This is a genomic window from Skermanella sp. (genome assembly GCF_059503625.1).
The window spans coordinates 1,378-26,129 of sequence record NZ_JCACHA010000447.1; the positions used below are offsets into that span (position 1 = coordinate 1,378).

A 24,752-nucleotide genomic window follows, 5' to 3' on the forward strand; every position below is an offset into this window, starting at 1 on the left:
GGGACCGGCGCGGTCGTTGGTATCGACGTAGTTCATGCTGTCGGTGATGGCCGGCCAGTCGTTGTCGCCGCCGGCGGGATACTGGCCCAGAGTCGACTTGTAGAGGAAGGCGGTGAACGGAGCGGAGGAGGGCGGCAGGTCGTTGGCGTCGTTGTTCGGGCGCGCTTCGACGCAGCCGCGCCAGGTGTCCGGCGCATAGGCGGTTGCGTCGGGCGACGACGCGGTCAGCCAGTTCCGCCGCGTCGGCCCCAGGTTGACGCTGGCGGTATAGGGCACCAGCGAGATCCACAGCGTCTGCGACTGTTCGCTGGGGCCGAACAGGATGTTGACCAGATCGGTGGCCGAACTCCGGAGCTGCCCGATCTTGTTGCTTCCCCACATCGACCCGGTTACGTCCAGCACCAGGGCCAGTTCCATGCCGCGCACGGTGCGGCGGATCCGGTTGGTCACCGATACCGGGATCGTGTCGAAGCCGAGCACGCGGGCGAAGGTCGTCGGCAGGGTGGCGCTGGCGCTCAGCGTCAGCGTCTCGTCGTTGGCGCCGACCGTCACCTTCGGGGTGCCGACCGTGGCGCCGAGATAGTCGGCGGGGATGTTGGCGTTGAAGTACATCTTCACGTCGGCTTCGACATTGGCGGTGGAAAGCACGCGGCCGCCGGCCAGCGCCGCGGCGTCGAGCGCGCTCACCATCCTGTTGTGAAGCATGTAGACCCTGACGCCGTCGACCGACAATCCGGCGGCGCCGATCAGCGGCACCGACATCAGGGCCGCCATCGTGGCGATATTGCCCGCCCGGCCGAGCGGACGGCGGAACTTCAGGCGAGATGCCAGCCCGGATGCCGACCCGATGATCGGCCAGGACTCGAGAATGCGTGGAAAAACGGCCATCTCACGGTTCTCCGGAAAAATTGGAGCGTCGGTCGGATCGAAAGATCTGAAGCGAAATCATTGACTGAGCGTGGTCAGGGTGCCCCAGCGCGGCCGGTAGACGGCGACCGACCGGATATCGACGCTTTCGTCGGCCGGGTTCAGCCAGCCGACGCTGAACAGGTAGGGGTGGACCGTGTAGAAGACTTCGACGATCAGGACGTTTTCGCCGTAGCGGACGCTGAAGCCCGGCGGCAGCGTCAGGCCGCTGCCGGTACTGATCCGGCTGACGGCATCGATGCGGCCCGACCGCCTCTGCCACATCACGGCCGGGCCGGACCCCTGGTCGCCGATGCAGGTGATGATCACGGCGCCGTATTGCGGCAGGTCCAGCGGCTTCGCAAGCTGCTCGGCCGCCAGGAACAGCATGCCGACCTCGTCGCCCTTGACCACGGTCATCGAGTCGCGCAGCTTGTCGTACTGAGCGCCGATATCGGCGGTGCCGGAACTGACGCGCTCCAGCTTGAGCACCGTCGAGACGTAGCCGGTTATGTCCACCATGCCGACCAGCAGCAGGATCAGCACCGGCATCAGCAGGGCGAACTCCACCGCCGCGACGCCGCGCCTTCCCCCGGGACCAAGAAGCTTCTTCATGACCGGTCCATTCCCTCAGCCCCGGAAGGGTTCGTTGCGGACGACCACGCGGGCCGAGTAAGTCATCGGCGACGCCGCCATCAGGGCCGCGACCATGCCGGTCAGCGGGACGTCGGTGTAGCTCAGGGTATAGATCACCACCTGACCGCCGCTGCCGGCGCTGGCCTTGCCCTGGTCCTTGTCCCAGCGGCCGTTGCCGTTGGCGTCGGTATACGGCTCGGACGGGTCGCAGACGCCATTGCCGTTCAGGTCCATGCAGGACTCCGGCTGGCCGATCTTCTCGAACCCGTCATAGGCGGTGATGCCGATGGTCACGCGGGCCGGGTCGATCAGGCCCAGCCCGGTTTCGCGCACGATCGCCCGCAGCATCTCCTCGCGGGTCATGCCGTCGGTCGGCGTCTCGCCCGTGACCCCGCCGCGCGACGCCTTGCGCGCCGACAGCTCCAGCAGGTTCTGGACCGTCATGATGTAGCCGAACTCGACGATGGCGACGGCGGCCAGGATCACCAGGGGAGCCACCAGGGCGAACTCCAGCGCCGTCGTCCCCTTCCGCGACAGCCATCTCTTCATCGCCTTGCCGCCCATGACGGTCATCCTTTCCGCAGCGGCTCAGTTGGCGCCGGGGACGTGCCGGGCCGCCTCGTAGAAGGCGAGGTTGGCGCGGACGTCCTGCTCGCTCAGGTCGGCCCGGGCAAGCTGCGCCGCGCGGCCGCTGTCGCCCTTCAGGCCCAGCACCAGCGCCAGGTTCTGGCGCAGGCGGGGCGTGCTGGACGGGCCGTCGGCCAGCGGCTCCAGCAGCGCTTCGCCTTCCGCCGGATTGCCGGCCAATGCAAGCGACAGGCCCAGGTTGTTGATCGCCGTCTTGTTGTTCGGGTTGACCGCCAATGCTGCCCGGTATTCGTTCTGCGCCTCCGCGTGGCGGCCGAGCGTGTCGAGCGCCACGCCCAGCCCGACATGGCCGCGCGCGTCGTGGGGCGACTGGTCGACCACGGCGCCGAACTGGACGACCGCCAGGTCCGGCTGGCGGAGCTGCATCGCGACCCGTCCCAGGCCCAGCCGGGCGTCCGCGCTGAAGCGGTCGATCGCGATGGCGTCGCGGTAGGCTTCCGCCGCCGCCTCGAAGTCGCCGGCGCCGGTCAGGGTGTCGCCCAGCGCCACATGCAGCGGCGCATTGCCCGGCTGGCTCGCTGCCAGCGTGCGGTACAGCTTGGCGGCATAGGGGAAGTTGCCGGCTTCGCGCGCACTCTCGGCAAGCCGCATCTGGATGCGGCCCTTTTCGTCAAGGACGCTGGCGGGCGGCGCGTTCGACACGGACGGGCCGGAGCGCGTGCCGGTCCCGGCGCAGGCGGACATCATCAGGCAGCCGGCGATCAGCAGCAGGCGGGAGGCGGAGGCGAAATTCGGCATGACGGCAAATCCTTCGGACAAAAGAATGAATTAACGGGAACCGAGGGTATTGATGAGGTCGAGGGCGGCGGGGCCGGCCACGACGATGAAGACGCAGGGCAGGATGAAGCAGATCATCGGCAGGGTGATCAGCACGGGCAGGCGGGCGGCCTTCGCCTCGAACTTGGTCAGCCGCTCGCGGCGCATCTCGTTGGCGAGCACCCGCAGCGCCTGTCCCAGCGGCGTGCCGTAGCGCATGGTCTGGCTGAGCGTCGCGACGAGGCTGCGCAGCGTTTCCAGCTTCAGCCGGTCGGCCATGTTGGCGAGCGCCACGAAACGGTCGGGCAGCACCCGCATCTCGGCGGCGGTGATCGCCAGTTCGCTGCCAAGCTCCGGATGGGCGTGCTTCATCTCGCGGGCGACCCGCTCGAAGGCGATGTCCAGGCCCAGGCCGGCCTCGCCGCAGATCACCAGCAGGTCCAGCGCGTCGGGCAGGCCGCGCTCGATCGCGTCGCGGCGGCGCTTGGCCAGCCTGGACAGAACCATGTCGGGCAGGCGCCAGCCGGCCAGGGTGGCGGCCAGCAACGTGCCGACCGTCATCAGCAGCGGGGCGGGGACCGTCTTGGCTTCCAGCCAGATCCAGTCGGCCAGGACGGCAGTCAGCGCCAGCACGGCCTTCAGGCCGACATAATATGCAGGCCCGCCCGGCCTGTTGAAACCGGCGGTCGCCAGCTGTCCCTTGATCAGCGCCATCTCCGCCTGACCGATCAGCGGCCCCTTCGCGATAAAGCCGCCGAAACGCTCCAGCAGGCCGGGCGCTTCCAAGACCGCGGCCCCTCCCTGCGGCACCAGGGCGGTCTGCCGGACATGGTCCAGCCTGCCGTTGAGCCGGCGGCGGGACAGGCCGAGCTGGACCACGGCGGCGACCGTCACCAGCATCACGACGGCGGCGCACAGCAGGGCGATGTCCAGCGGGGCAAGGGTGGCGAGGGCGGTATTCATGACAGGGCTTTCCGGATCAGCATCGACATGGAGCCAAGGCCGCAGGCGAGGCTCACGGCGGCGGCGGCAAGCATCAGCTTGCCGTCGCTGGTCGTGAAAAGGCGGGCGAGATAATCCGGATTGATCACATACAGCCCGCCGCCCGTGATGAAGGGCAGGGCCGCGAGGACATAGGTCGAGGTCCGGGCCTCCGCCGACAGGGCGTGGGCGCGCTGGCGCACGGCCCGGCGCTTGCGGATCACGTCGGCCAGATTGTCCAGCGTCTCCGTCAGATTGCCGCCGGTCTCGCGCTGAAGCACTATGGTCACCACGAAGAAACGGTATTCCGGCAGGCCGGTCCGGGTCGCCAGGGACCACAGGGCGGTCTCCAGGTCGACGCCGACCGACAGCTCGTCGATCACGCGCTTGAACTCCGGTCCGGCGGGCGCCGGCATCTCGGCGCTGACGATCCGGATGCCCTCGGTCACCGGCACGCCAGCCCGGACCGCCCGGACGATCAGGCCGATCGCATCGGGGAACTGGTCGAGCAGCCGCTCGGCCAAGGCGCGCCGCGCCCGGCCGAAGACGAAGCGCGCGCCCAGCATCGCGCCGCCGGCCGCCGCCGCCATCATGACCGCCGGCGGCAGGCCGACGAACGGGCCGGCGATCCAGCCGGCCGCCAGGGCGCCGGCCAATCCGGCGCCGATGGCCGTCAGCACGACCGTCTTCGTCGTCTCCACCCGGTCCCTATGGTAGCCGAAGCAGATGGCCGCCACCTTGCGGAGAGCGGGCCAGCGGCCGTCCGGCTGGCCCAGCGTGATGCTGACAGGCTTGGCGCCGGCGGCGACCGCCGGGACGCCCCGGTTCTCGGCGTCGTGCAATCCGGCGATGCGGCGGTCGAGCCGGCGGCGGCGCGCCTGGGTGGTCAGGATCACGGGCACCGTCATCAGGATCAGTACGCCCAGCGCCAGCAGCATCAGGTCGAACAGCGGAATGCCTCCCATCGCCCTGATCTCCCCTTACCCGCGGTCCTGCTCGACCGCCGCCATGTAGGCGCCGTCGAGACCGAAATATTCCAGCCGGTCCATGAAGGACGGCCGCACCCCGGCGGAGCGGTAGGCGCCCCGGATCGTGCCGTCGCGGTGCTCGCCCTGGAACTCGAAGGTGAACAGGTCCTGCGTGACCATCACGTCGCCCTCCAGCCCGGCCAGTTCCGAGATCTGGGTGATCCGGCGGACACCGTCGCGCATGCGCTGGACCTGGACGACGATATGGACGGCGCTGGCGATCTGGTGGCGCACCGCGCGCGGCGGCAGGCTGACGCTGCCCATCATCACCATGTTCTCGATGCGGGCCAGCGCGTCGCGGGTGTTGTTGGCGTGGACGGTGGACATCGAGCCGTCGTGGCCGGTGTTCATCGCCTGGAGCATGTCGAAGGCTTCGGACCCGCGCACCTCGCCGATGATGATCCGGTCCGGCCGCATCCGGAGCGCGTTCCGCACCAGGTCGCGCTGGGTGATCTGGCCCTGGCCTTCCAGGTTGGCCGGCCGGGTTTCCAGCCGGACCACGTGCGGCTGCTGAAGCTGAAGCTCCGCCGCGTCCTCGATCGTCACGACGCGCTCGCCGATGTCGATCATCCGCGACATGGCGTTGAGCAGCGTCGTCTTGCCCGACCCGGTGCCGCCGGAGATGATCACGTTGAGCCGCGCCCGCGAAAAGATCTCCAGCGCCCGCGCCATCGGCTCCGACAGGCTGCGGTAGCTGACGAGGGAGGCGAGGTCGATCCGCCGCCGCGCGAACTTGCGGATGGAGATGCAGGTGCCGTCGAGCGCCAGCGGCGGCACGACGATGTTGACGCGGCTGCCGTCGGGCAGGCGGGCATCGACCATCGGGCTCGATTCGTCGATGCGCCGGCCGATGCCGCCGGCGATCCGCTGGGCGATGTTCAGCACATGCGCCTGATCGCGGAACCGGACGCCCGACAGCACCAGCTTGCCCTGCTGCTCGACGAAGACCCGGTGCGGACCGTTCACCATGATGTCGGTGATCCGGTCGTCCTCCAGCAGCGGCTCCAGCGGGCCGAAGCCCAGCATGTCGTGGACCAGTTCGCTGGCGAGCTGACTTTGCTCGCGGCTGTTGAGCTGGAAGCGGTTCTCGGTCGCGATCTCGTCGATCAGGTTCTCCAGCAGCGGCCGAAGCGCCGCCGGCTCCAGCCGGGCGACCGCCGCCGGATCGATCCGGCCCATCGCCTCGGTCCGGATGCCGTCGAGGGAGCGGGCGCGTGGCGATGACTGGTCGTGTGGGATCGCGGCTTCCACCAGCGCCGGTTGAGGCTGCGGCTGGGGCTGCGGGGCCGGCACCGCCTCGGGCAGGGCGGCGCCCGACTTGCGTCCGAACAGGCCGCTCATCGTCTGAACATCCGGGCGAACAGGCTGGGCGCGCCGGAAGCGGATTGGCCGGAAACCGCCTGCGCCAGCTTGGCGATCTCGTTCTTGAACGGGGTGCAGCGGCGGATCGCCGGCTCGCCCAATGTGGCTGATTCGATCAGCGGCTTGGGCCGGTTCTCCAGCACGCAGTCGGCGGCAGCACCCAGCGCGCGGTCGAACTCCGCCGGCTTCAGGGCGCCGGGAGCGCCGGAGCGGTTGTGCAGCACCAGCGTCGGGCGGGACACCCCCGCTGCTTCGAACGTGCCGCGCAGCCGCAGGGCGTCGCGCGCCCCGGCCAGGCTGCCGTCGGCCACGACGATCCGCAGCGCCGCCTGGTCGAGCACCTCGCGCGATGCGCCGGCCAGGCCGTGCGGCACGTCCAGGATGACGTAGTGGTACTGGCTCCGCAGCAGTTCCAGCAGGTCCATGACCGCCTTGGAGTCCTGGTGGATCGCCGGGATGATCGGTTCTTCCGCCGCCAGAACGTCGAGCCGGTCGGAGGCCGGCTGCATCGCCCGCTCCAGGAACAGCCCGTCGACCCGGTCCGGCGATTCGATGGCTTCGCGCAGGCCCCGGCCCGGCTTGAGGTTGAGGTGCAAGGCCACCGTGCCGGTGTGGAGGTCGAGATCGACCAGCGCTATCCGCCGCCGGCCGATATCGGCCAGATACGACGACAGGTTGACGGCGACCGTCGTGGTTCCGACGCCGCCCCGGGCGCCGGTGACGGCGATCAGCTTGCCCTGGCGGCCGGTGGCCTGACCCGATGCCGCGGCGCCCATGGCGCGGCCGAACATCGCTTCGACCTGATCGGCCGGCAGCGGCTTGAACAGGTACTCGGCGACGCCGAGCGCGCGCAGGTTGCGGTAGAGCGCCACGTCGTTGCGGTCGCCGATGGCGACCACGGTGACGCTCGGTTCGCAGACCTGCGACAGGCTTTCCATGGCGCCGATCGGCAGGTCGATGCCGCTCAGGTCGACGATCAGCAGGTCGGGCGAGCGCTGGCGGGCCAGATCGCGGGCGGCGGTCCGGACATCGCCGCGCCGGATCTCGAAATCGGTCAGCAGCATCGGCGCCGCGACCTGCCGCAGGGCCGTCTCGGTTGCGGCATCCGCGACATAGGCCAGCACCTTGCCGGAGCGGTCGCTGGAGGCCGGGGTAACCGCCTGGAGGAGGGGCTTGGGGAGTGCGCTCATGGGATTACTGCCTGCTCAGGCTGGCGCCGGAACCGCCGGTCGCGGTGTTCGACAGGAAGGGCTTGACCTTGTCGGCCCGGTAGCGGTTGACGGCGGCGACCTCGCGGTCGGTGTCGGCATCGCCCAGCGACCTCCCGACGATCAGGTCGCGCGGGTCCTCGACCATCAACTGGAGGTTACGGTTGGTGACGCAGCCCATCGGCAGCACCGGCCCGTTCTCCACGTAGTTCTTCTGGATGTCGGGCCAGCCGGCGCAGGTCGGCGGCGTCACCTCGAAGCGCTGGAGAGCGATCCGGACCTGTCCCGGAGCGTTGGTCCCGTCGCCGCCGAAGCTGAGATGGCCGGGAGGAACGCCGGCATCGGCGAATAGCTCGACCAGCGCGGCGCGGGCCTGGGCGGTGGTGCCGCTTTCGACCCGTGCCCGGACGGTCCGGACGGCGCCGAAGTCGGACAGGGTCTTCAGGGCCGCGGAACGCTCCGCCGGGGAAATCCGGCCCTGGCCGTCCATCGCCACGGTGAAGGTCCCGTCGATCGCGTCGACGACGCCGATATTGGCGATGCGGGCCTGTTCGATCGGCAGTTCGGGAGTGGTGCAGGCCGTGGTGATCAGCAGGCCGGCAATCGCGGAAATCAGTCGGGGAAGGGAATTCACGGGAAAATCTCCTGTAACGCGCCGGACCGCCGGAGCCGCCCTGATCGAGGCATTGATCGAGCCATTAATCGAGAATGAAGCCGACGTCGCCGCGCAGCCGGACGCCGCCGGGACCGAACAGAAGCCCGCTGGCATCGGATTTGCCGGGCTTGTTCAGCCGGCCGACGAAGATCCGTTCCAGGTCGGAGGCCGGGACATAGCCGTCGTTGGGGACCTGGAGCGCTCCCGGCTGGGACACCGGGGCAACCAGATAGGGGGTCACGACGATCACCAGTTCGGTCTCGTTCCGCTGGAACTGGGTCGAGTTGAACAGGCTGCCGAGAACCGGGACGTCGCTGATGCCGGGCACCTTCTGGACGACCGTGCGGCTGTTGTTCTGGAGCAGGCCGGCGACGGCGAAGCTCTGGCCGCTACCCAGCTCGACCGTCGTTTCGGCCCGGCGCACGCTGAGCGCCGGGATCTTCAGGCCCTCGATCACGACGGCGCCCTCGTCGGTCAGTTCGCTGACTTCCGGGCGGACCTTCATGCTGATGCGTTCGCCGGACAGCACGCTGGGGGTGAAGTCCAGGCTGACGCCGAACTGCTTGAACTCGATCGTGATCTGGCCGTCGCGCTGGTTGACCGGGATCGGGAACTCGCCGCCGGCCAGGAAGCTGGCGGTCTCGCCGGACAGCGCCGTCAGGTTCGGTTCCGCCAGGATGGAGATCAGGCCGTCTTCGGCCAGCGCGTCGATCACGGTGTTGACGTCGACACGGCCGTTGCTGGACTTGTAGCCGATCGGCAGGCTGGCGGCGCCGGTGACGGAGCGGAGGATCGTGCCGCCCGCCGCCAGGGCGTCGCGGCCGGTGGCGATGCCGAAGGTGAAGGCGCCGACGTTGAACAGGCTTTCCCAGTTGAAGCCCAGTTCCTTGGTGACGGTACGCGAGACTTCGGCGATCCGCACGCGCAGGTTGACCTGCGTCCCGGCAGTTACCCGCATGCGGTTGACGAGCTGCTGATCCTTGCCGAGGTAGTGGCGGACCAGATCGGCCGCGGCCGCGGCGGATGCCGGGTTGGGCGCCGACCCGGCCAGGACGATGCCGCCGGGGGTCGAGTCCAGGTCGGCCTGGACATCGGGGAGCTGGCTGGTCAGCCGGCGCTTCAGGTCGGCCAGGGAGTGGGTCACCTCGACCGAGTACGACACCATCGGCTTGCCGTCGGCGCCGAGCGCGAAGACGGAGGTCCGTCCCGGCGCCTTGCCGAAGACGAAGAAGGACGCACCGTTGGTCGGGGCCTGGACGTCGGCGATCTCGGGGTTGGCGACGAAGACGGTAGTGGCGGGGCGGGCCAGGGTGACGGTCTTGCCGGCGTTGACTTCGAGCGTGACCTCCGTATCGGCGCTGGCGGCGCCGGCCATGACGACGAGCGCCAGGCTTACGAGGATCGCACGGCCCATCCGGCGGGCGATGGTCTTGAACATGACCTGTGTTTCCTTGAGCGCTGGTGTCATTGGCCGGAGCGGGACGAGCCGCGGAGGATCTGCACGCCGGCGGGAACGGATGACGCTGCCGGGGCCGCGGCGGGGCGGGGGGCTGGTTTCTGGATCGCCAGGGCCGGGGAAACATCCGCTGCCCAGGTGGAAACGACCTTGCCGGCGGGCTCGGCGGCGTCGGCTTCGGTGGCGATGCTGCGCAGCGCCAGGGCCAGCCGGCCCAAACCGGAAGCAACCGCGATCATTTCGGCCTGCCGGGCCGTCGCTTCCAGGGTGACGGTACGGGGCACGCGGAGCTCGGCGGGGTCGGACTGGCCGCTGACCGCTTCCTTGAGATGCTGGTCCATCGCCAGCACCCGCAGGTCGGTCAGCACGGTCTCGCCGACCGCCTTCTGGCTGGGCTTGGTGTCGTCGTGCTCGAAGGTCTGGGTCAGGATCAGGTCCACCCGGTCACCGGGCCAGATCAGGCCGCTGGCGGCGCTGACCGCATCGACCGCGACGGAGACGGCGCGGTTGCCCGGAGTGAGGACGGCGGCGAGGAAACCCCGGTCGCCCGGACTGACGATCTGGCCCTGGATCAAAGGCTCGTCCGGGGCGAAATTGCGCCGGGCGACCGAGCCGATGACGGCATCGGCGGAAACGTAGGTGCGGTTGAAATAGCCTGCCGGCACGCTGCCGGCCGTCCAGTCCTGCCAGCGCACGTCGTCGGCGCGGATCAGGGTACCGGCGGAAACGGTCTTGGCGGCGACCATGATCGCGGCGCCCAGGACGGGCGCCGGAGCGGCTTCGGCGATACCGACGGTTTCGGTCGGCAGGGAGCGTACGACGACGATGCCGATGATGCCGAGCGACAGGCTTACCAGGCCAATAAGCAGAATACGAAGAAACATGACGGCACCCTTATCAATGGAGGCCGCCGAGCGAGATCAGTGCGCCGGCGGCGATTGCAACGCCGTAAGGGATCGATTGCTTTCGGGCGACGCGCCGGTGTTCCGCCGCCAGCGCCACCTTCAGGCGGCGTCTCCAGGAATGGCGCGAGGCGGCGCCGGAGAGCGGCGGGAGACGCATGGTGCGGCCGGACAATACGGCGTGACCGATCAAATAAAGGAGGGCCAGAATTCCCCCCGAAAGTGCTGTTGTGCTGAAAAAATCCGCCAGCCGTTCGAACCCGAGGAAGAACGTGCTGGCGGCTATCAATTTGGCGTCGCCGCCGCCGAGAAGTCCGGCCATGCAGAGCATGACGAGGACGATGAAGGTCCCGGCGGCGGTTGCGGCATCGGCGAATGCCGACGCACTGCCATCGATCAGTAAGAGGCGAAGGAGACCAAGGAGAAGAAGTGCTAGAGAACAGGTGTCCGGGATGATCCTGGCGACTAAGTCGTTGGTCGCGGCCAGGACATAGACGAGGCACGCCGCTGGAAGGATGATGTCAGCAACTGGCATGATTACGCTTCCAGCGGCGAGCTTCGGGCCGGGATATCAGGCCGGGGTTTTGGCGCTGATCTTGAGCGCGATGGCGTTGAACATCGCGGAGAGGTTGGTACCGAGCAGCGTGGTCGCGGTGATGATGGCGACGGCGATCAGGGAAGCGATCAGGCCGTATTCCAGGGCGGTGACGCCGCGGCGGTTCGACAGGGCCGGGGCGAACTTGGCGACGACCGGCAGGTTGGAAACGTATTCGGCGGCGAACTTGATGCTTTCCATGACAATCACTCCATGAGGATAAATAGGTGGGATCAGAAGCAGAGGGGTGCTAAGCGACAGTTATCGGAGATCAAATGGCGGTCACAGTATAATCTGCTAAGCCCTTAGGAACTACTCGACATTGATACTGCCAAAACAAACCAGTTTTTTGAATGAGTATTAGGCTCTTTATTGGATGTATTTTTTATATGATCTAGTTCGTATTTGTTGGCATTGGATCTTATTGGATCGTCTGTGGTTGCTTGCGCTCCCTCGTTGTTGGTGATGACAATGTGCTTTAATTTCGTATTAACTTCAAACTATCGATAGGCGTAACCAAATCTACCCCCAACGGTTTAGACATTGCGTAAAAGGTCCAATAAAGCATTGATCGGCAACGAGATTTTTTCAGCCATCCCGGCAAAATACGCATCGAATGAATATAAAATTTAATTAAATCTTAAGTATTATCCGGATAGTATGCGTGGCTGCGCCTTCGCTCCTGCGAAAGGAAGAGCCGCTGCCGGAATACACGGCTTCTGGCATAGTTTCCGGCTTCCTCGTAGAGTTCCCGGCGGCGAAGTCATGCCGGGCCACGAGCTGGAGTATCCATTGAAAGTGCGTTTCCGCCGCAGAGGGCGCGGTGTTTCGGGCAGCGGCGCGCTGGGTGAGTTCGGTACCCTGCTCAGGCTGGTCTTCGGGTCGGCGGCCTCGACCGTCGCGGCCTATCTTGATGGCCTGGACCCGGCCAAGCGTTCGGGATCGGCGCGGACGGAGGGAGCAGGTTCCGCCATCATGCGCCTTCGCCGCGAACTTGCCGCCGCCAGGAGCCGGCGGGACGCCCTGATCTCCGAGATCCTGCGCTATGACAAGGCGCGGGAGGTCATGACCGCCCAAGTAGCGGACGAAACTGACCTGGAACGGCGCGCGGCCTTGCGGGTGTCGCTGGAGAGTCTCGATGAACGGCTGACGATCTGGCTGGACGAACATGACGACCTGACGGCTACGATAAGCAGGATCGAGGCGGACCTGTCGTTCTTCGACGCCGCTTCCGGTACGGAGGACGATACCGGAGAAGGCACCGGGCCGGACCCGTCGCCCGGAGAGACCGGGCCTGTCGTCGATGCCAGGACGCGGGACGCGCTGGCGTCGCTTGGCCTGACCAGGATGCCGGCGACCCTCGCCGACCTCAAGACCGCCTATCGCGACCGCTTGAAAGCGGTCCATCCCGACGTCAGCGGCCAGGGATCCACCGAGGCGGCGGCATTGGCCACGGTCGCCTTCGCCGAGTTGCGGAAGCGTTTTTCATAGCACGGTTCGCCGAGGGGCAAAATTTCACCGAACGTTAACCATCGCACCGCTATACCGCGCCACTGCCGGAAAAATCACCGGCGGACACCTCTGCGAGGGTTGGATAGATGATCCTTTTCCGCTTAGCCCTGGCCGCCGCGATGATCGCGGCGACAGCCTTCGTCTCCCCTACCACCGGCATGTCGGCCGAGAAGAAGGCCGACGCCCATAAGACCGCAGAGAAGGGACCGCCGGCCTGCGGCGCCGTCTCGTTCCGGCCGCTGCCCGCCGGGATGGCCGACGGCAACCAGCAGTCCGGCCTTTACCGGTCGCGCTACGGTTCGATCGTGCTGCAAGCCAAGGTCCAGGGCGGCCAGCCGACCGACTATTTCATGGAGTTGAACGGCAAGGCGCCGGAGCCCTTCACCGCTGCCCTTCCGAAGAGCGCCGACGGCTGCCTGAAGTCCAAGAGCGTCAAGCTGCCGGTCGCCAAGGCGCAGGGCGCCTGCGTCGGCACCCGCTTCCGCGTGGTGCTGGACCGCAGCACGTCTCAGCCGCTGGCCCTTCTGTTCGCCTTGCAGGGCGACGACTGGAAGCTCTGTTCGACCGCCAAGGCCTGATCCCGCTCTTCTTCGAAGGTCCCTCCTCCCGACCGGGAGGAGGGGCCTTTTTCGTTTTGTTCCCTGTCGTGGTTCCTGTGCCGTTAGCTAAGTTGACTAAGTGATGTCGGCTGGCTAAGCTGATCTTCCCAACAGGAGGAACCGGGATGCAGCAGGTCACCATTCACGCCGCCAAGACCAACCTGTCCAAGCTCATCGAGGCGGCGCTGCGCGGCGAGGAAGTCGTCATCGCCAAAGGCAGCAAGCCGGTCGTCAGGCTGGTCCCGGTCGTCAAGGGCGCTTTCAAGGTCGGTCTGCTCAAGGGGAAGCTCGGCATTGGACCCGATTTCTTCGAGCCGATGGAAGAGGACGACCTTGATCTGTGGGAAGGCGGCCGGTGACGGCTGTCCTGCTCGATACCCACGCCTGGACCTGGAGTCTGTCGGGGGATGGCCGTCTGTCGAGGCCGGCCCTCGCCGCCATCGAGGCGGCGGACACGGTTCTGGTCAGCCCGATCACGTTCTTCGAGATCGCGCAGAAGGTTCGGCTCGGCAAATGGCCGGAGATGGAACCGTTCATCGATCGGTTGGCCGCACTGCTGGGCGAACAGGGCGGCTCGGTCGCCGGCTTCGATCCGGCGGTCTGCATCATGGCCGGCAAAATGGCCTGGTCCCACCGCGATCCCTTCGACCGGCTGCTGGCGGCAACGGCGCTGACCTACAACCTGCCGCTGGTATCGGCGGACGCCGTTTTCGACGGCGTCGTCACGCGGCTGTGGTGATGGGCGCGTCTTTTCGCCCGCATCAAGCCTGTTGACATGTCGGATGAGATCGACGGTGACAGGGGACGATGGCATGGGACGGTGGCATGGAGCATCACCCGCCGCAGTCCCAGTGTCCGCATCGTCGGCTCCGATCCGGCCAGAGGTGCGCCCCAAGTCCATGCGTGGAGAGGCTTGCCTATCCGCGAAAATCCTCCGTTGGTCAAAATGAAAATGCGCATTGACCACGTTGGTAAAATCATTTATCCATTTACAAAATCATGGTCAAGGCATCGATCATAGCGGTGGTTTCGAACAACCGTGCCTGATCGGGCGGGAAGTGATTGGGAAAGAAACGGCGGAGCGGCGTGTGGCGGCGGTGCGGGACCGGGTTCCGGCATCCACCGTCCGGCGATGCTCCTGATTTTCATAGGGGGAGAAAGCCTTGAGCGTCGCGCACATGTCCACGGCAGCGTCGGTGCCTGCCGAACGGCCGTCAACCGTCTATTTCTTCGGCACCTGCCTCGTGGACCTGTTCTATCCGGAAGCCGGCCTTGCCGGGATGGAACTGCTGAAGCGCGAAGGCTTGCGCGTCGTGTTCCCCCAGGGCCAGACCTGTTGCGGCCAGCCTGCCCGCAACTGCGGCTTCTTCGAGGAAGCCCGCGCCGTCGTCCGCGCCCAGTTCGCGGCCTTTCCCGAGCCCTGGCCGATCATCGTCCCGTCGGGCAGCTGCGCCGGCATGATGCGCGTCCACTACCCCCAGCTGTTCGCCGGCGAACCCGACCGGGCACAGGCGGAAGCCTTCGCCTCGCGGGTCTACGAGCTGAGCTGGTTCCTGGTCCATGTCCTCGATCTCAAGCTGGAAGACAAGGGCGAGCCGGTCACCGTGACATGGCATGCCTCCTGCCACTCGATGCGGGAGATGGGCATCACCGACGAGCCGAAGCGCCTGCTGCGCTCGCTGTCCAACGTGACGCTGGTCGAGAACCCGAGGGAACGGGAATGCTGCGGTTTCGGCGGCACCTTCTCGGTCCGCCAGCCGGAGGTCTCCGCCGCGATGGTCGCGGACAAGATCGCATCGGTGGAAGCGACCGGCGCCAGCGAGATGGTCACCGGCGACTGCGGCTGCATGATGAACATTTCGGGCGCCATGGAAAAGGCGGGTACGCCGATGCGCAGCCGCCACCTTGCCGAATTCCTGCTGGAGCGCAGCGATGTCCGCTGAACCGAAGACGGCCGCCCACACCACAGCCGGGCACGTCACGAAGCATGGCAACGGCCATGTGACCGTCACGAACTTCGCCGGCCGCGCCCATGTGGCGCTGAACGACAAGCCGCTCCGGGCCAATTTCCGCCGCGCCATGGACGGGCTGATGGCGAAGCGGGCGGCGCAGTTCCCCGATGCCGGCGATCTGGCGAAGCTGCGGGCGCGCGGCGCCGCGATAAAGGAACGGGCGCTCGCCCGCCTGCCGGAACTGCTGGAGCAGCTGGAAGCGCGCTGCACCGAAAACGGGATCAAGGTCCATTGGGCCGAGACCACGGGCGAAGCCAACCGGATCGTGCTCGGCATATTCCAGGGCCACGGCGTCAGGACCGTGGTCAAGGGCAAGTCGATGGTGTCGGAAGAGATGCACCTGAACGCCTTCCTGGGCGAACACGGCATCGAGGCGGTCGAGTCCGACCTTGGCGAATACATCATCCAGCTTGCCGGCGAGATGCCCAGCCATATCGTCATGCCCTGCATCCACAAGAACAAGATGCAGATCGGCCAGCTCTTCGCCGAGCATATCGAGGGACAGCGCTACACCGAGGACGTCGACGAACTGACCGCCGCCGCCCGGCGCGTGATGCGGGCGCGGTTCGCGGAAGCCGACGCCGGGATATCCGGCGTCAACTTCGCCGTGGCGGAAACCGGTACGCTGGTGCTGGTCGAGAACGAGGGCAACGGCCGGATGTCCACGACCCTGCCGCCGCTCCACGTGGCTGTCATGGGCATCGAGAAGCTGGTCGAGACGATGGCCGACATCCCGCCGCTGCTGGCGCTGCTGCCGCGCTCCGCGACCGGCCAGCCGATCACGACCTATGTCAACATGATCACCTCACCGCGCAAGCCGGGCGAGAAGGATGGGCCGCAGGAGGTCCATCTGGTGCTGCTCGACAACGGCAGGACCCGCGTCTACGCCGATCCGGAACTGCGCGAGACGCTGCGCTGCATCCGGTGCGGCGCCTGCATGAACCACTGCCCCGTCTATGCCCGCGTCGGCGGGCACACCTATGACGCCGTTTATCCCGGCCCGATCGGCAAGATCCTGACGCCGCAGATCGCCGGGCTCGACGTGGCGGAAGACCTGCCGCACGCCTCCAGCCTGTGCAACGCCTGCGTCGAGGTCTGCCCGGTCAAGATCCCGATCGCGGACATCCTGGTCAGGCTGCGCCGGGAGTCCGTCAGGCCGTCGGCATCGCAGGCCGTCAAGGGCGGCGGCAGCGGCTGGACCCTGTCGGAAGCATCCGCCTGGGCCGGCTGGAAATGGCTGAACGCCCATCCCGTGCTCTACAGGATAGGGACGGGGGTCCTCTCCGCCGCCGGCCACCTGATCCCGGTCTCGATGCCGCCGCTGAAGGCCTGGACCAGCGTCCGGACCAAGCCGAAATTCGCCGCACGGACACTCCACCAGCTCGCCCGCGACAAGGGTTTCGACGATGAATGACGCCCGCACCCGAATCCTGTCGCGCCTGCGCGCGGCGCCGCCCTCTGCCGTGCCGGACCTGCCGGAGTGGGAGCCGCCGGTCTACGAACAGGCGGCGCGGCTCGCCCGGTTCCGGACGATGTTCGAGGCGATGAAGGCGGAGGTCCACGACGTCGATGCCGCGACCTGGCCCCAGCGGCTCCGGACCCTGCTGGACAACCGGGGTGTGCGTGCCCTGCTTCACGGCGACGGCTCTCCGGTCGCCACCCAGCTTGCCGCAGCCTGGAGCGGGGACGAAAACGCACCCGAACTGGTCGCGTACGACAGGGCGGTCGAGGATTTCAAGGACGAGCTGGTCCACCGGATCGATGCGGGCATAACCTGGGCTTCCGCCGGGATCGCCGAAACAGGCTCCGTCGTCCTGTGGCCGACGGCGCGCGAGCCCCGCCTGATGTCGCTGCTGCCGCCGATTCATGTCGCGCTGGTGGACGAGGACACCGTTCACGACACCCTGGCCGACCTGATGGCGGCGCAGGGCTGGGCGCTGCGGATGCCGACCAACGTCGTCGTGGTGTCGGGGCCGTCCAAGACGGCCGATATCGAGCAGACGCTGGCCTTCGGCGTGCATGGCCCAAAGGAGTTGATCGTCCTGGTGATCCGAAAAGCGGCGAGTGCCGGTTAAAGCTTTTGGCCGATGCCGTTGCCATTGCAAATGCGGCTTACCAACTCCATAAGGAAAGCAGACGTGCATCATTGAGGGGCTGTATCGTTCCATGACCGATCCGATCCGTCCTGCCAAACTCGCGGATGCCATTGCGGAGCGCCTGGAACGGCTTATCCTGGAAGGCTCGCTGCGTCCGGGCGAGCGCCTTCTGCCGGAGCGCGAACTGGCGCAGCGCTTCGACGTGTCCCGTCCGAGCCTGCGGGAGGCTTTGGAAAAGCTCGAGAAGCGCGGATTGCTGGTCAGCGGGCGGGGAGGGGCGACCCATGTGGCGCCCCTGCTGGACGAGAGCTTCACGGCCCCGCTGTCCAGCGTCGTCCGCACCAACCCGGATGCGACCTACGATTACCTGGAGTTCCGCGGGCTCGCCGAAAGCTCCGCCGCCTATCTGGCCGCCCTGCGCGGGACGGAGATCGACCGCGAACTGATCCAGGAGTGCTTCGAAGCCATGGAAGCGGCCCATCAGAAGGACGATCCGACCGACGAGGCGAATGCCGACGCCGATTTCCATCTCGCGATCTACGAGGCGTCGCACAATCTCTTCATGCTCCATGTCATGCGGTCGCTGTCGGACATGCTGCGCAACGACGTCTTCTATAACCGTGCGAACCTGTACCTGCGGCGCAACGTCCGCGACCTGCTGCTGGCCCAGCACCGCGCCATCCGCGACGGCATCATGGCAGGGGACGCCGAGGCCGCCCGGCAGGCGGCGCGCGATCACATGGCGTTCACGTCGGGCGCCCTGAAGGAGATCGCCAAGGCCGATGCGCGCCTGGAGGTGAGCCTGAACCGGATCGCCCGTAACGATATCGTGGCAGCCTCGCGGTAGGCATCCGGCAGGCATCCGGAAGACGGCGGAAAATCAGGCTGCATCCCACGGAGTGCCACCGAATAGGCCTCCCGGCCGCATCGTAGCGGCTGGTCGCGCGCGGCCGCATCTGAATAATGTCTCAACAATTCGTTGTTGTTTCGGGAATGCCTATGGTCAGCCAGTCGAACGATGGGGTCTATGCCTGCATCATCACCTTCAATCGGCGCGATATCCTGCTGGAGTGCCTTCAGGCGGTATATTCGCAGACCCATGCCGTTTCGGGGGTGCTCGTTCTCGACAACGCATCGACCGACGGTACCGGCGAGATGCTGGCGAGCGAGGGCTTTCTGACGCGGCCCGGTTTCGTCTATCACCGGAACGCCGTCAACTCGGGCGTTTCCCCCGGCTTCGAACAACTGGTCCGGCTGGGCTACGAGCAGGGCGCTCCGTGGGTCTGGGTGATGGACGACGACGTCATCCCGAGCGAGACCGCGCTGGCCGAGCTGATAGGCGCAAGCCGCCATTTCGGCAGTCCGTCCGAGATCGGCTTCCTGATCAGCGCCGCCCGGACGCCGGATGGGCTGGAGAACAACGTGCCGCATGTCGATATGCGGCGCGACAGGTCCAACTGGAAGAACCGGCCGGAACCGGAGTGGGGGCACATGCTGGCTCACAGCATGGTCCGGGTCCGCAATGCAGGCCTGACATCCATCCTGATCCCGCGCACCACGATCGAGGCCTGCGGCGTGCCGTCGGGCGATTTCGCGGTGCTGGGGGAGGACGCCGACTATACGCTCAGAATTTCGGCGTGGCGGCCGGGATATCTGGTCGGCCGCAGCAGGGTCCTGCACAAGCGCTCGATCTCCGGCTACATCCATGTGCTGGTGGAGACGAACGAGGCCCGGCTGAACCGCTTCTATTACTACTACCGCAATTTCTTCTACCTGCGGAAACAGTACCATCCGACAGGCGACCTGATCGCCTTCCTGCTTCAGTCGGCATACCATCTTCTGCGGATGCCGACCGCGCCCAGCCACAGGCTGCGCCGCGCACGCTACCTGATCCAGGGCCTGGTAGCGGGGCTGTTCTTCAAGCCCCGCTACCTGCCTGTCGTTCCGGTCCCTGGCTCATCCCCGGGCCGGACACCTTCCGAAAGCTTTCAACCGGAAGACGTCCGCCGGGGAGTGGATCAGAACACGAAGCTGGACTCGGTCACGTTGGGCTGACCCAGCAGGGCGATCTGGAAGTCGGCGACGCCGTCGCCGTTGGCATCGCCCTGGACGAAGGTGTTGCCGTCTTCCTTGACGACATGCAGTTCGCCGGCTTGCTTGGTGAAGCCCTGCGAGCCGATGAACTTGAAGGACTGGTTGCCGCCAAGGCCGGAGTTGGCGTCGATCCCGGAAAGGTCGATGATGTCGCCGTTGCCGAAGTCCTTGATCAGGTCCATGCCCTCGCGGGCCGGCTTGCTGTCTGACAGGTTGGTGAAGACGAACCGGTCGCTGCCGGCGCCGCCGGTCAGCACGTCGCGGCCGGCTCCGCCGATCAGCGTGTCGTTGCCGGCGCCGCCGTTCAGGATATCGTTGCCGCCCTTGCCGTCGAGCAGGTTGTTGCCGCCGTTGCCGGTCAGGATGTTCCCGAGATCGTTGCCCGTGCCGGCCGAGTTGCCGGAGCCTTCCAGCTTCAGGTTTTCGACTTCGCCCGGCAGCGTGTAGCTCGAAGCCCAGCTCAGGACCGTATCGATGCCGCCGCCGGACTTCTCGATGATCTTGTCGCCGGTGGTCACGACATAGGTATCGTCGCCGGCGCCGCCGGTCATCGTGTCTACGCCGTTGCGGCCGTTGATCCAGTCGTTCCTGGCCGTGCCGAACAGAGTGTCGGAGCCGCTGCCGCCGCCGGCATGGTTGACCTGGATGGCGCCGCTTTCCTTGAGGGTGACGGCGAGCGGCAGGGCCGCGCTGACGGGAGTGGAGCCGCCATCGGCCGGACCGCCGGTTTCCGGCTGCGTCGGCTCGGGCTGGGTTGGCTGCTCGACCGGCGGCATTTCGGGCTCGGTGCCGGTGGAGGTGCCGGAACCGGGCTTGTAGCCGATCCCGACCTTGCTTGCCGGCACGAAGTCCATGCCCGGAGGATGACCGATCGTCACGTGTCCCTTATAGGGCAGGCCCGGCCAGGTCACCTCGTTGCCTTCACGGACGGCGCCGATCTCGGGAATGCCGGCCTTCGGCCAGATCGACAGGTATTCCCCCTTCTGCCCGGAACGCTCGGCTGCGTAGACGTCCTTGAAGGTGATCGGGAATTCCTGCTGCTTCGCGTTGTCGACGAACTGGTACAGATAGGAGATCTTCTGGCCGCCGGAAATAAACGACATGTCGACGCGCTCCAGATCGGCCGACTTGACCGGCCATTCCGGCGCGATCCGGACGCCCTGGTAGTTGGTGCTGCCCGTCACGTTATACATGCGGATGTTGCCCATCGGTCCGTGCTGCTGGAACACGTCGCCGTGGAAGCCGGCTTCGATGCCGGTGACGTTGTCGATCCGGACGTTCTGGAGGGTGATGTCGGCCTGTTTGCCGGGCGCGCTGAAGACGGCGATGCCGTCCCGCATGCCTCCGTTCTTGTTGTCGATATGGACGCCTTCGACATAGGCGTGGCCGTTCAGATTGGTGAAATAGATAGTGGAGGTCGCTTTACCTTCGGGCATGAACTTGCCGCCCATGACGACGATATTGTTGCCGCCGTCGGTCTGGAGCCTTGGCAGCGTACGTACTGAATCATCGGCAATAAAAAGGACATCCTGGTTGGGTGCGAACTTCCAATAAGTCTTATCACCTGTCTTGCTGAGATCGATGATGGTCGGGTTGTTGAGTTTAGGCTGCGACCATTTATTGGGCATTATTGAAAGGCTCCGATACTGTGTTCAGGACAATAGCCGCTGAAGGATCCCTTTAGGGACGCCAGATTGAAAGGAAAGGCCAGAACAAGCTGGCTGCTGGTTCTATACAACGCTGATGTGAGGCTGAACTAGGAATATTAATTAATCCTTTACTCCGCAGTATGTCTTCTTTTTGTCGTTTTCCCTTGTAAGACATTTGTAGGTTCACCTTAAGATATTTTTGTCTACTTAATGTTATTGGAAGAAGAACGACTTTTTTAAAACTGGATTAGGACGAAATTCGGTTGCAATGGAAACGAGAAAGGGTTGCAAAAACAATCCGAACAATGTCCTTCGGAGACATTGACTTTTCTGCCGTTTTCTGATCGGAGGAACTCTCCGGTCCATACTTGCCCGTGGCACTTGGAGCGGAAGACGAAGCCGGCTAAAATGGCCGGTGTCCGGCTTCGTCACCGAAGCCGTCATTCGCCGGGGAAACAGCCGTCATGCCGCCAAGCAGAAGGTCCGCAGGGAATGCAGGGCCGCCGACGGCGCAGGACGTGGCGGTCGCCGCCGGCGTTTCGACCGCCACGGTGTCCCGCGCCTTCAACAACCCTGAAAAAGTCGCTCCCGAGGTGCGTGCCCGCGTCCTGGCCACGGCGTCGGCGCTGGGATGGATGCCGCACGCGGCGGGCAGCGCCCTTGCGCGCGGGCGGACGAACATCGCGGGCGCCATCATCCCGACGCTCGACAACGAGATCTTCGCGGCCCAGATCGGCGGCATGCAGTCGGCCTTCGCGACGCGGTCGGTGACCTTGCTGCTGGGCTGTTCCAACTACGATCGCGACGAGGCTTTCAGGCACGCACAGGCGATGCTTGGGAAAGGCGTGGAAGCGCTGGCCATCGCCGGCGAAGCGCACCGGCCGGAACTGTTCGAGACGATATCGGCACGCGGCGTACCTTATGTCGTCACATATTCATACCGCGCCGACAGCCCGCATCCTTGCGTCGGCTTCGACAACCGCGAAGCTTTCCAGCGCATGACGCGGTACCTGCTGGATCTGGGACACCGGGAGATCGGGCTGATCGTCCAGCCCGTTGCCGGCAACGACCGGATCGAAGCGCGGGTGAGGGGGGTGCGCGAGGCGCTGGCGGAGCGGGGGCTTGGCTTGCGTGCCGGCCATGTGCGGGAGGGGGAGTGGAGCATCGGCTTCGGCCGGGAGAGCCTGCGGGCCATCATGACCGGACCGGCGCCGCACCCGGCATCGCGTCCGACCGCCGTGATCTGCGGCAACGATTGGCTGGCGATCGGCGCCCTGCTGGAAGCGCGGGCGATGGGGCTGGCCGTGCCCGCTGATCTGTCGATCACCGGCTTCGACGATGTGGCGATGGCGGCCCAGATGGAACCGGGCCTGACCACCATGCGCGTCGACAACGCGCGGATCGGCAGCCTTGCCGCCGACTACCTGCTGGAGCGGCTGGGCGGCGGAACACCGTCGCCGGTGCCGCCGCTGGTGCCCGACCTGATCGAGCGGGGCTCTACCGCCCCGCCGCGCTGACCCGCTCCCGGTAGAGCGCCGTGCCGGCGTCGATCTTGTCGAGCAGCGCTTCCAGCGCCCAAAAGCGCTCGCGGATGTCGAAGTGGACGGCTCGGCTTTTCATAGATGCGAAGGTGCCGAGGCGCTGGTGATGAAGCTTGGCCAACGCCGGATAGCCCATCGGTTCGGCCATCGCCGCCAGCGCCAGGAAGACCGACAGCTCGTCGGCGAGGGCGGGGTGCGATTGGCCTTCGGTCAGCAGCCACTTGTAGAGGTCGGGGTGAAAGTTGGTGAAGACGCCGTTGAAGCCGGGGGAACCGGCCTTCATCGCATCCCAGGCGATGGCTGCGTTGGCGTTGAGGATCGCCAGCGGCGAGCCTGTCGTCAAGGCGATCCGGCGCTTGACCGTTTCGAGATCGCAGGACACGTCCTTCAGGATGACGAACCGTCCGCTGTCGGCGCAGAACTTCAGCTCGTCGTCGGTCAGCAGGCGGCGGAACGGGGCAGGGCACTCGTACAGGCCGAGCGGCAAGTCGGCCGGCAGCCGCTCCAGCAGCCATTTCAGGCTGTCCATGAAGGTGGTGCCGCCGGCATCGTGCGGGTCCAGGCGATTGGTGACGAGCACGACGCCATCGACGCCGGTCTCGGCGGCGGCGAGGAGTTCGGCAAGCTGGTCGTCGCGGTTCTCGCTGATGTGGCCGGATGCTATGACCGGCACGCGGCCCGCCGCCTTCTGCTGGACGAAACGGGCGAGGGAGACGCGTTCCTCAAGGCTGAGGAACTGCATCTCGCTGGACTGGCAGACGGCGAACAGGCTGTCCGAGCCGTTGGCGATGTACCACTCGATCAGGTTTTCGAGGCCTTGGTAGTCGATCGCCCCTTCTTCGATGAAGGGGGTCAGCATGACGGGGATGATGCCGCCGATCTTGTTCGACATGGTTTGGGTGCCTGCGGGGCGGTTATGGGGGGCGAAGATGATTGGGGAAGAATCCACGCCGTAGGTCGGTCTAGAGCGAAGCGGCAGCCGACATAGACGCGCCTGCTTGTCGGCTGCCGCTTCGCTCTAGACCGACCTACGAAGATACGAAGAGAAAGGTTTCCGGCTTACTTGCCGCGAACCTTCGCGATCTCGTCGTTGACCTGCTTCATCAGCGCGGGGTCGATCTGCGCTGCGTATTTGTCGGCGACCGGCTTGGCCTTTTCGCGGAAGCGCTCGACTTCGGCCGGCGACAGTTCGGCGATCTGCAAGCCTTCGGCCTTCAGTTCGGCGACCGCTTTTTCCGCCTGCTCGCGCGAGACCTTGCGCTCGTAGTCGCGGGATTCGTTGGCGGCGTCCTGGATCAGCTTCCGCTCGTCCGCGTTCAGCTTGTCCCAGAACTTCTTGCCGATCATGACGATCTGCGGGTTGTAGGTATGGTTGGTCAGGGTCAGGTGCTTCTGCACTTCGTGGAGCTTGGCCGTCAGGATGCTGGGGGCCGGGTTTTCCTGACCGTCTACGGTCCCGGTCTCCAGGGCCGGGTAAAGCTCGGGGAAGGGCATCGGCACGGCGTTGGCGCCGAGCGCGTTGAAAAGGTCGATGTATATCGGCGACTGAACGACGCGGATCTTCAGGCCGGCGATGTCGTCTACCTTGGTGACGGGATGGCGGCTGTTGGTGAGCTGGCGGAAGCCAAGCTCCCAATAGGCCAGCCCGACCAGACCTTTCTCCGGCAGGCGTTCCGCCAGCGCCTTGCCGACGGGGCCGTCCATGACGGCGTCGGCTTCTGCGGGACCGTCGAACAGGAACGGCAGATCGACGACCGCGAAATCCTTGGAGACGCCGGCCAGCAGGCCCGCATTCATCGTCGTCATCTCGATCGTGCCGCCCTGAAGGGCCGAAATCGTCTGGACGTCGCCGCCCAGCGTGCCGTTGGGGAAGCTCTTCACCGTGATCTTGCCGCCGCTCTTCTCGGCGACGATCTCGGCGAACTTTTCCATGCCGAGGACGATCGGAGCGCCCTTGGCGCCCGTCGAAGCGAACTTGATGGTGTGCTTGCCGATCTCTGCCGCGAAGGCGGCGCCTCCGAACAACACCGAACCCGCGATCACCGCTACCGTCGTCAGACCGCCCACACGTCTCAGCATTTCATTCCTCCCTGCCGATGTATGCGCATACATAAGG

Annotated in this window: 26 protein-coding genes; 10 read left to right on the forward strand and 16 right to left on the reverse strand. The window is 66.1% G+C overall.

From position 1 onward, the window contains the following. The 13 genes from AC5JJ6_RS09780 to AC5JJ6_RS09840 all read right to left on the reverse strand — a co-directional run. A partial coding sequence (locus AC5JJ6_RS09780; protein ID WP_496041856.1) for a pilus assembly protein TadG-related protein occupies nt 1–888 on the reverse strand: 888 nt, incomplete at its 3' end. Between the two features lie 57 nt (nt 889–945). Continuing rightward, complete coding sequence (locus tag AC5JJ6_RS09785) at nt 946–1,521, reverse strand: TadE/TadG family type IV pilus assembly protein (RefSeq protein WP_496041857.1); 576 nt, start codon at nt 1,519–1,521, stop codon at nt 946–948. A 15-nt stretch (nt 1,522–1,536) separates the two neighbouring features. Further along, nucleotides 1,537–2,115: a TadE/TadG family type IV pilus assembly protein gene (locus tag AC5JJ6_RS09790; RefSeq protein ID WP_496041858.1), complete on the reverse strand. Its 579-nt coding sequence runs from the start codon at nt 2,113–2,115 to the stop codon at nt 1,537–1,539. A 15-nt stretch (nt 2,116–2,130) separates the two neighbouring features. Continuing rightward, nucleotides 2,131–2,928, reverse strand: a complete 798-nt coding sequence (locus tag AC5JJ6_RS09795; protein ID WP_496041859.1) for a tetratricopeptide repeat protein — start codon at nt 2,926–2,928, stop codon at nt 2,131–2,133. A gap of 30 nt (nt 2,929–2,958) precedes the next feature. Continuing rightward, on the reverse strand, nt 2,959–3,909 hold the full coding sequence (locus tag AC5JJ6_RS09800) for a type II secretion system F family protein (protein ID WP_496041860.1): 951 nt from the start codon (nt 3,907–3,909) through the stop codon (nt 2,959–2,961). Beyond that, complete coding sequence (locus AC5JJ6_RS09805) at nt 3,906–4,892, reverse strand: type II secretion system F family protein (protein ID WP_496041861.1); 987 nt, start codon at nt 4,890–4,892, stop codon at nt 3,906–3,908. Before AC5JJ6_RS09805 ends, AC5JJ6_RS09800 begins: the two co-directional genes overlap by 4 nt. A gap of 15 nt (nt 4,893–4,907) precedes the next feature. Further along, nucleotides 4,908–6,296, reverse strand: a complete 1,389-nt coding sequence (locus tag AC5JJ6_RS09810; RefSeq protein ID WP_496041862.1) for a TadA family conjugal transfer-associated ATPase — start codon at nt 6,294–6,296, stop codon at nt 4,908–4,910. Continuing rightward, on the reverse strand, nt 6,293–7,507 hold the full coding sequence (locus AC5JJ6_RS09815; RefSeq protein ID WP_496041863.1) for a CpaE/TadZ family protein: 1,215 nt from the start codon (nt 7,505–7,507) through the stop codon (nt 6,293–6,295). Before AC5JJ6_RS09815 ends, AC5JJ6_RS09810 begins: the two co-directional genes overlap by 4 nt. A gap of 4 nt (nt 7,508–7,511) precedes the next feature. Continuing rightward, a complete protein-coding gene (locus tag AC5JJ6_RS09820) occupies nt 7,512–8,159 on the reverse strand; it encodes a CpaD family pilus assembly lipoprotein (protein ID WP_496041864.1) in 648 nt (215 codons plus the stop codon). Between the two features lie 64 nt (nt 8,160–8,223). After that, entirely contained in the window at nt 8,224–9,618 is a 1,395-nt protein-coding gene (locus AC5JJ6_RS09825; protein ID WP_496041865.1) for a type II and III secretion system protein family protein, read from the reverse strand. Between the two features lie 26 nt (nt 9,619–9,644). Further along, nucleotides 9,645–10,520 carry a Flp pilus assembly protein CpaB gene (cpaB, locus tag AC5JJ6_RS09830; RefSeq protein WP_496041866.1) on the reverse strand — a complete coding sequence of 292 codons (876 nt, stop codon included), beginning with the start codon at nt 10,518–10,520 and terminating at the stop codon, nt 9,645–9,647. Between the two features lie 13 nt (nt 10,521–10,533). Next, nucleotides 10,534–11,073, reverse strand: coding sequence for a prepilin peptidase (locus tag AC5JJ6_RS09835; RefSeq protein WP_496041867.1), 540 nt, complete (start codon nt 11,071–11,073; stop codon nt 10,534–10,536). A 36-nt stretch (nt 11,074–11,109) separates the two neighbouring features. Further along, a complete protein-coding gene (locus AC5JJ6_RS09840) occupies nt 11,110–11,334 on the reverse strand; it encodes a Flp family type IVb pilin (RefSeq protein ID WP_496041868.1) in 225 nt (74 codons plus the stop codon). A gap of 591 nt (nt 11,335–11,925) precedes the next feature. Here AC5JJ6_RS09840 and AC5JJ6_RS09845 point away from each other — a divergent pair. The 9 genes from AC5JJ6_RS09845 (at nt 11,926) to AC5JJ6_RS09885 (ending at nt 19,407) form a co-directional block, all read left to right on the forward strand. Next, nucleotides 11,926–12,624 carry a J domain-containing protein gene (locus AC5JJ6_RS09845; protein ID WP_496041869.1) on the forward strand — a complete coding sequence of 233 codons (699 nt, stop codon included), beginning with the start codon at nt 11,926–11,928 and terminating at the stop codon, nt 12,622–12,624. A gap of 107 nt (nt 12,625–12,731) precedes the next feature. Then, on the forward strand, nt 12,732–13,223 hold the full coding sequence (locus AC5JJ6_RS09850; RefSeq protein ID WP_496041870.1) for a hypothetical protein: 492 nt from the start codon (nt 12,732–12,734) through the stop codon (nt 13,221–13,223). 146 nt (nt 13,224–13,369) lie between these two features. Next, the gene (locus AC5JJ6_RS09855) at nt 13,370–13,603 is read left to right on the forward strand and encodes a type II toxin-antitoxin system Phd/YefM family antitoxin (RefSeq protein WP_496041871.1); all 234 of its coding nucleotides are present in this window, start codon (nt 13,370–13,372) and stop codon (nt 13,601–13,603) included. Further along, complete coding sequence (locus AC5JJ6_RS09860) at nt 13,600–13,983, forward strand: type II toxin-antitoxin system VapC family toxin (RefSeq protein ID WP_496041872.1); 384 nt, start codon at nt 13,600–13,602, stop codon at nt 13,981–13,983. The genes AC5JJ6_RS09855 and AC5JJ6_RS09860 overlap by 4 nt, the downstream gene beginning before the upstream one ends. A gap of 439 nt (nt 13,984–14,422) precedes the next feature. Continuing rightward, a complete protein-coding gene (locus AC5JJ6_RS09865) occupies nt 14,423–15,187 on the forward strand; it encodes a (Fe-S)-binding protein (RefSeq protein ID WP_496041881.1) in 765 nt (254 codons plus the stop codon). Then, nucleotides 15,177–16,670, forward strand: a complete 1,494-nt coding sequence (locus tag AC5JJ6_RS09870) for a LutB/LldF family L-lactate oxidation iron-sulfur protein (RefSeq protein WP_496041873.1) — start codon at nt 15,177–15,179, stop codon at nt 16,668–16,670. The genes AC5JJ6_RS09865 and AC5JJ6_RS09870 overlap by 11 nt, the downstream gene beginning before the upstream one ends. Then, nucleotides 16,663–17,331 (forward strand): LutC/YkgG family protein, encoded by a 669-nt coding sequence (locus AC5JJ6_RS09875; protein WP_496041874.1) that lies wholly within the window; start codon nt 16,663–16,665, stop codon nt 17,329–17,331. Before AC5JJ6_RS09870 ends, AC5JJ6_RS09875 begins: the two co-directional genes overlap by 8 nt. A 91-nt stretch (nt 17,332–17,422) precedes the next feature. Beyond that, nucleotides 17,423–18,199 carry an FCD domain-containing protein gene (locus AC5JJ6_RS09880; RefSeq protein WP_496041875.1) on the forward strand — a complete coding sequence of 259 codons (777 nt, stop codon included), beginning with the start codon at nt 17,423–17,425 and terminating at the stop codon, nt 18,197–18,199. 152 nt (nt 18,200–18,351) lie between these two features. Further along, nucleotides 18,352–19,407 (forward strand): glycosyltransferase, encoded by a 1,056-nt coding sequence (locus AC5JJ6_RS09885; protein ID WP_496041876.1) that lies wholly within the window; start codon nt 18,352–18,354, stop codon nt 19,405–19,407. Here AC5JJ6_RS09885 and AC5JJ6_RS09890 read toward each other — a convergent pair. Beyond that, nucleotides 19,371–21,074, reverse strand: a complete 1,704-nt coding sequence (locus AC5JJ6_RS09890) for a hypothetical protein (protein WP_496041877.1) — start codon at nt 21,072–21,074, stop codon at nt 19,371–19,373. The two genes, AC5JJ6_RS09885 and AC5JJ6_RS09890, sit on opposite strands and share 37 nt — an antisense overlap. Before the next feature lie 485 nt (nt 21,075–21,559). Between AC5JJ6_RS09890 and AC5JJ6_RS09895 the strand changes: the two genes are divergently transcribed. Further along, entirely contained in the window at nt 21,560–22,612 is a 1,053-nt protein-coding gene (locus AC5JJ6_RS09895; RefSeq protein ID WP_496041878.1) for a LacI family DNA-binding transcriptional regulator, read from the forward strand. Here AC5JJ6_RS09895 and AC5JJ6_RS09900 read toward each other — a convergent pair. Both AC5JJ6_RS09900 and AC5JJ6_RS09905 read right to left on the reverse strand, forming a co-directional pair. Next, complete coding sequence (locus AC5JJ6_RS09900; RefSeq protein WP_496041879.1) at nt 22,593–23,528, reverse strand: dihydrodipicolinate synthase family protein; 936 nt, start codon at nt 23,526–23,528, stop codon at nt 22,593–22,595. The genes AC5JJ6_RS09895 and AC5JJ6_RS09900 overlap by 20 nt on opposite strands. 167 nt (nt 23,529–23,695) lie before the next feature. Beyond that, nucleotides 23,696–24,715, reverse strand: a complete 1,020-nt coding sequence (locus AC5JJ6_RS09905; protein WP_496041880.1) for a TRAP transporter substrate-binding protein — start codon at nt 24,713–24,715, stop codon at nt 23,696–23,698. Between the last annotated feature and the right edge of the window lie 37 nt (nt 24,716–24,752).

What these genes read in the sequence shown, in the direction of transcription:
- AC5JJ6_RS09785 (WP_496041857.1), bottom strand. Translation starts at nt 1,521, where the DNA reads ATGAAGAAGCTTCTTGGTCCCGGGGGAAGGCGCGGCGTCGCGGCGGTG.
- AC5JJ6_RS09790 (WP_496041858.1), bottom strand. Translation starts at nt 2,115, where the DNA reads ATGACCGTCATGGGCGGCAAGGCGATGAAGAGATGGCTGTCGCGGAAG.
- AC5JJ6_RS09795 (WP_496041859.1), bottom strand. Translation starts at nt 2,928, where the DNA reads ATGCCGAATTTCGCCTCCGCCTCCCGCCTGCTGCTGATCGCCGGCTGC.
- AC5JJ6_RS09800 (WP_496041860.1), bottom strand. Translation starts at nt 3,909, where the DNA reads ATGAATACCGCCCTCGCCACCCTTGCCCCGCTGGACATCGCCCTGCTG.
- AC5JJ6_RS09805 (WP_496041861.1), bottom strand. Translation starts at nt 4,892, where the DNA reads ATGGGAGGCATTCCGCTGTTCGACCTGATGCTGCTGGCGCTGGGCGTA.
- AC5JJ6_RS09810 (WP_496041862.1), bottom strand. Translation starts at nt 6,296, where the DNA reads ATGAGCGGCCTGTTCGGACGCAAGTCGGGCGCCGCCCTGCCCGAGGCG.
- AC5JJ6_RS09815 (WP_496041863.1), bottom strand. Translation starts at nt 7,507, where the DNA reads ATGAGCGCACTCCCCAAGCCCCTCCTCCAGGCGGTTACCCCGGCCTCC.
- AC5JJ6_RS09825 (WP_496041865.1), bottom strand. Translation starts at nt 9,618, where the DNA reads ATGTTCAAGACCATCGCCCGCCGGATGGGCCGTGCGATCCTCGTAAGC.
- cpaB (WP_496041866.1), bottom strand. Translation starts at nt 10,520, where the DNA reads ATGTTTCTTCGTATTCTGCTTATTGGCCTGGTAAGCCTGTCGCTCGGC.
- AC5JJ6_RS09835 (WP_496041867.1), bottom strand. Translation starts at nt 11,073, where the DNA reads ATGCCAGTTGCTGACATCATCCTTCCAGCGGCGTGCCTCGTCTATGTC.
- AC5JJ6_RS09840 (WP_496041868.1), bottom strand. Translation starts at nt 11,334, where the DNA reads ATGGAAAGCATCAAGTTCGCCGCCGAATACGTTTCCAACCTGCCGGTC.
- AC5JJ6_RS09850 (WP_496041870.1), top strand. Translation starts at nt 12,732, where the DNA reads ATGATCCTTTTCCGCTTAGCCCTGGCCGCCGCGATGATCGCGGCGACA.
- AC5JJ6_RS09855 (WP_496041871.1), top strand. Translation starts at nt 13,370, where the DNA reads ATGCAGCAGGTCACCATTCACGCCGCCAAGACCAACCTGTCCAAGCTC.
- AC5JJ6_RS09865 (WP_496041881.1), top strand. Translation starts at nt 14,423, where the DNA reads ATGTCCACGGCAGCGTCGGTGCCTGCCGAACGGCCGTCAACCGTCTAT.
- AC5JJ6_RS09870 (WP_496041873.1), top strand. Translation starts at nt 15,177, where the DNA reads ATGTCCGCTGAACCGAAGACGGCCGCCCACACCACAGCCGGGCACGTC.
- AC5JJ6_RS09875 (WP_496041874.1), top strand. Translation starts at nt 16,663, where the DNA reads ATGAATGACGCCCGCACCCGAATCCTGTCGCGCCTGCGCGCGGCGCCG.
- AC5JJ6_RS09880 (WP_496041875.1), top strand. Translation starts at nt 17,423, where the DNA reads ATGACCGATCCGATCCGTCCTGCCAAACTCGCGGATGCCATTGCGGAG.
- AC5JJ6_RS09885 (WP_496041876.1), top strand. Translation starts at nt 18,352, where the DNA reads ATGGTCAGCCAGTCGAACGATGGGGTCTATGCCTGCATCATCACCTTC.
- AC5JJ6_RS09890 (WP_496041877.1), bottom strand. Translation starts at nt 21,074, where the DNA reads ATGCCCAATAAATGGTCGCAGCCTAAACTCAACAACCCGACCATCATC.
- AC5JJ6_RS09895 (WP_496041878.1), top strand. Translation starts at nt 21,560, where the DNA reads ATGCCGCCAAGCAGAAGGTCCGCAGGGAATGCAGGGCCGCCGACGGCG.
- AC5JJ6_RS09900 (WP_496041879.1), bottom strand. Translation starts at nt 23,528, where the DNA reads ATGTCGAACAAGATCGGCGGCATCATCCCCGTCATGCTGACCCCCTTC.
- AC5JJ6_RS09905 (WP_496041880.1), bottom strand. Translation starts at nt 24,715, where the DNA reads ATGCTGAGACGTGTGGGCGGTCTGACGACGGTAGCGGTGATCGCGGGT.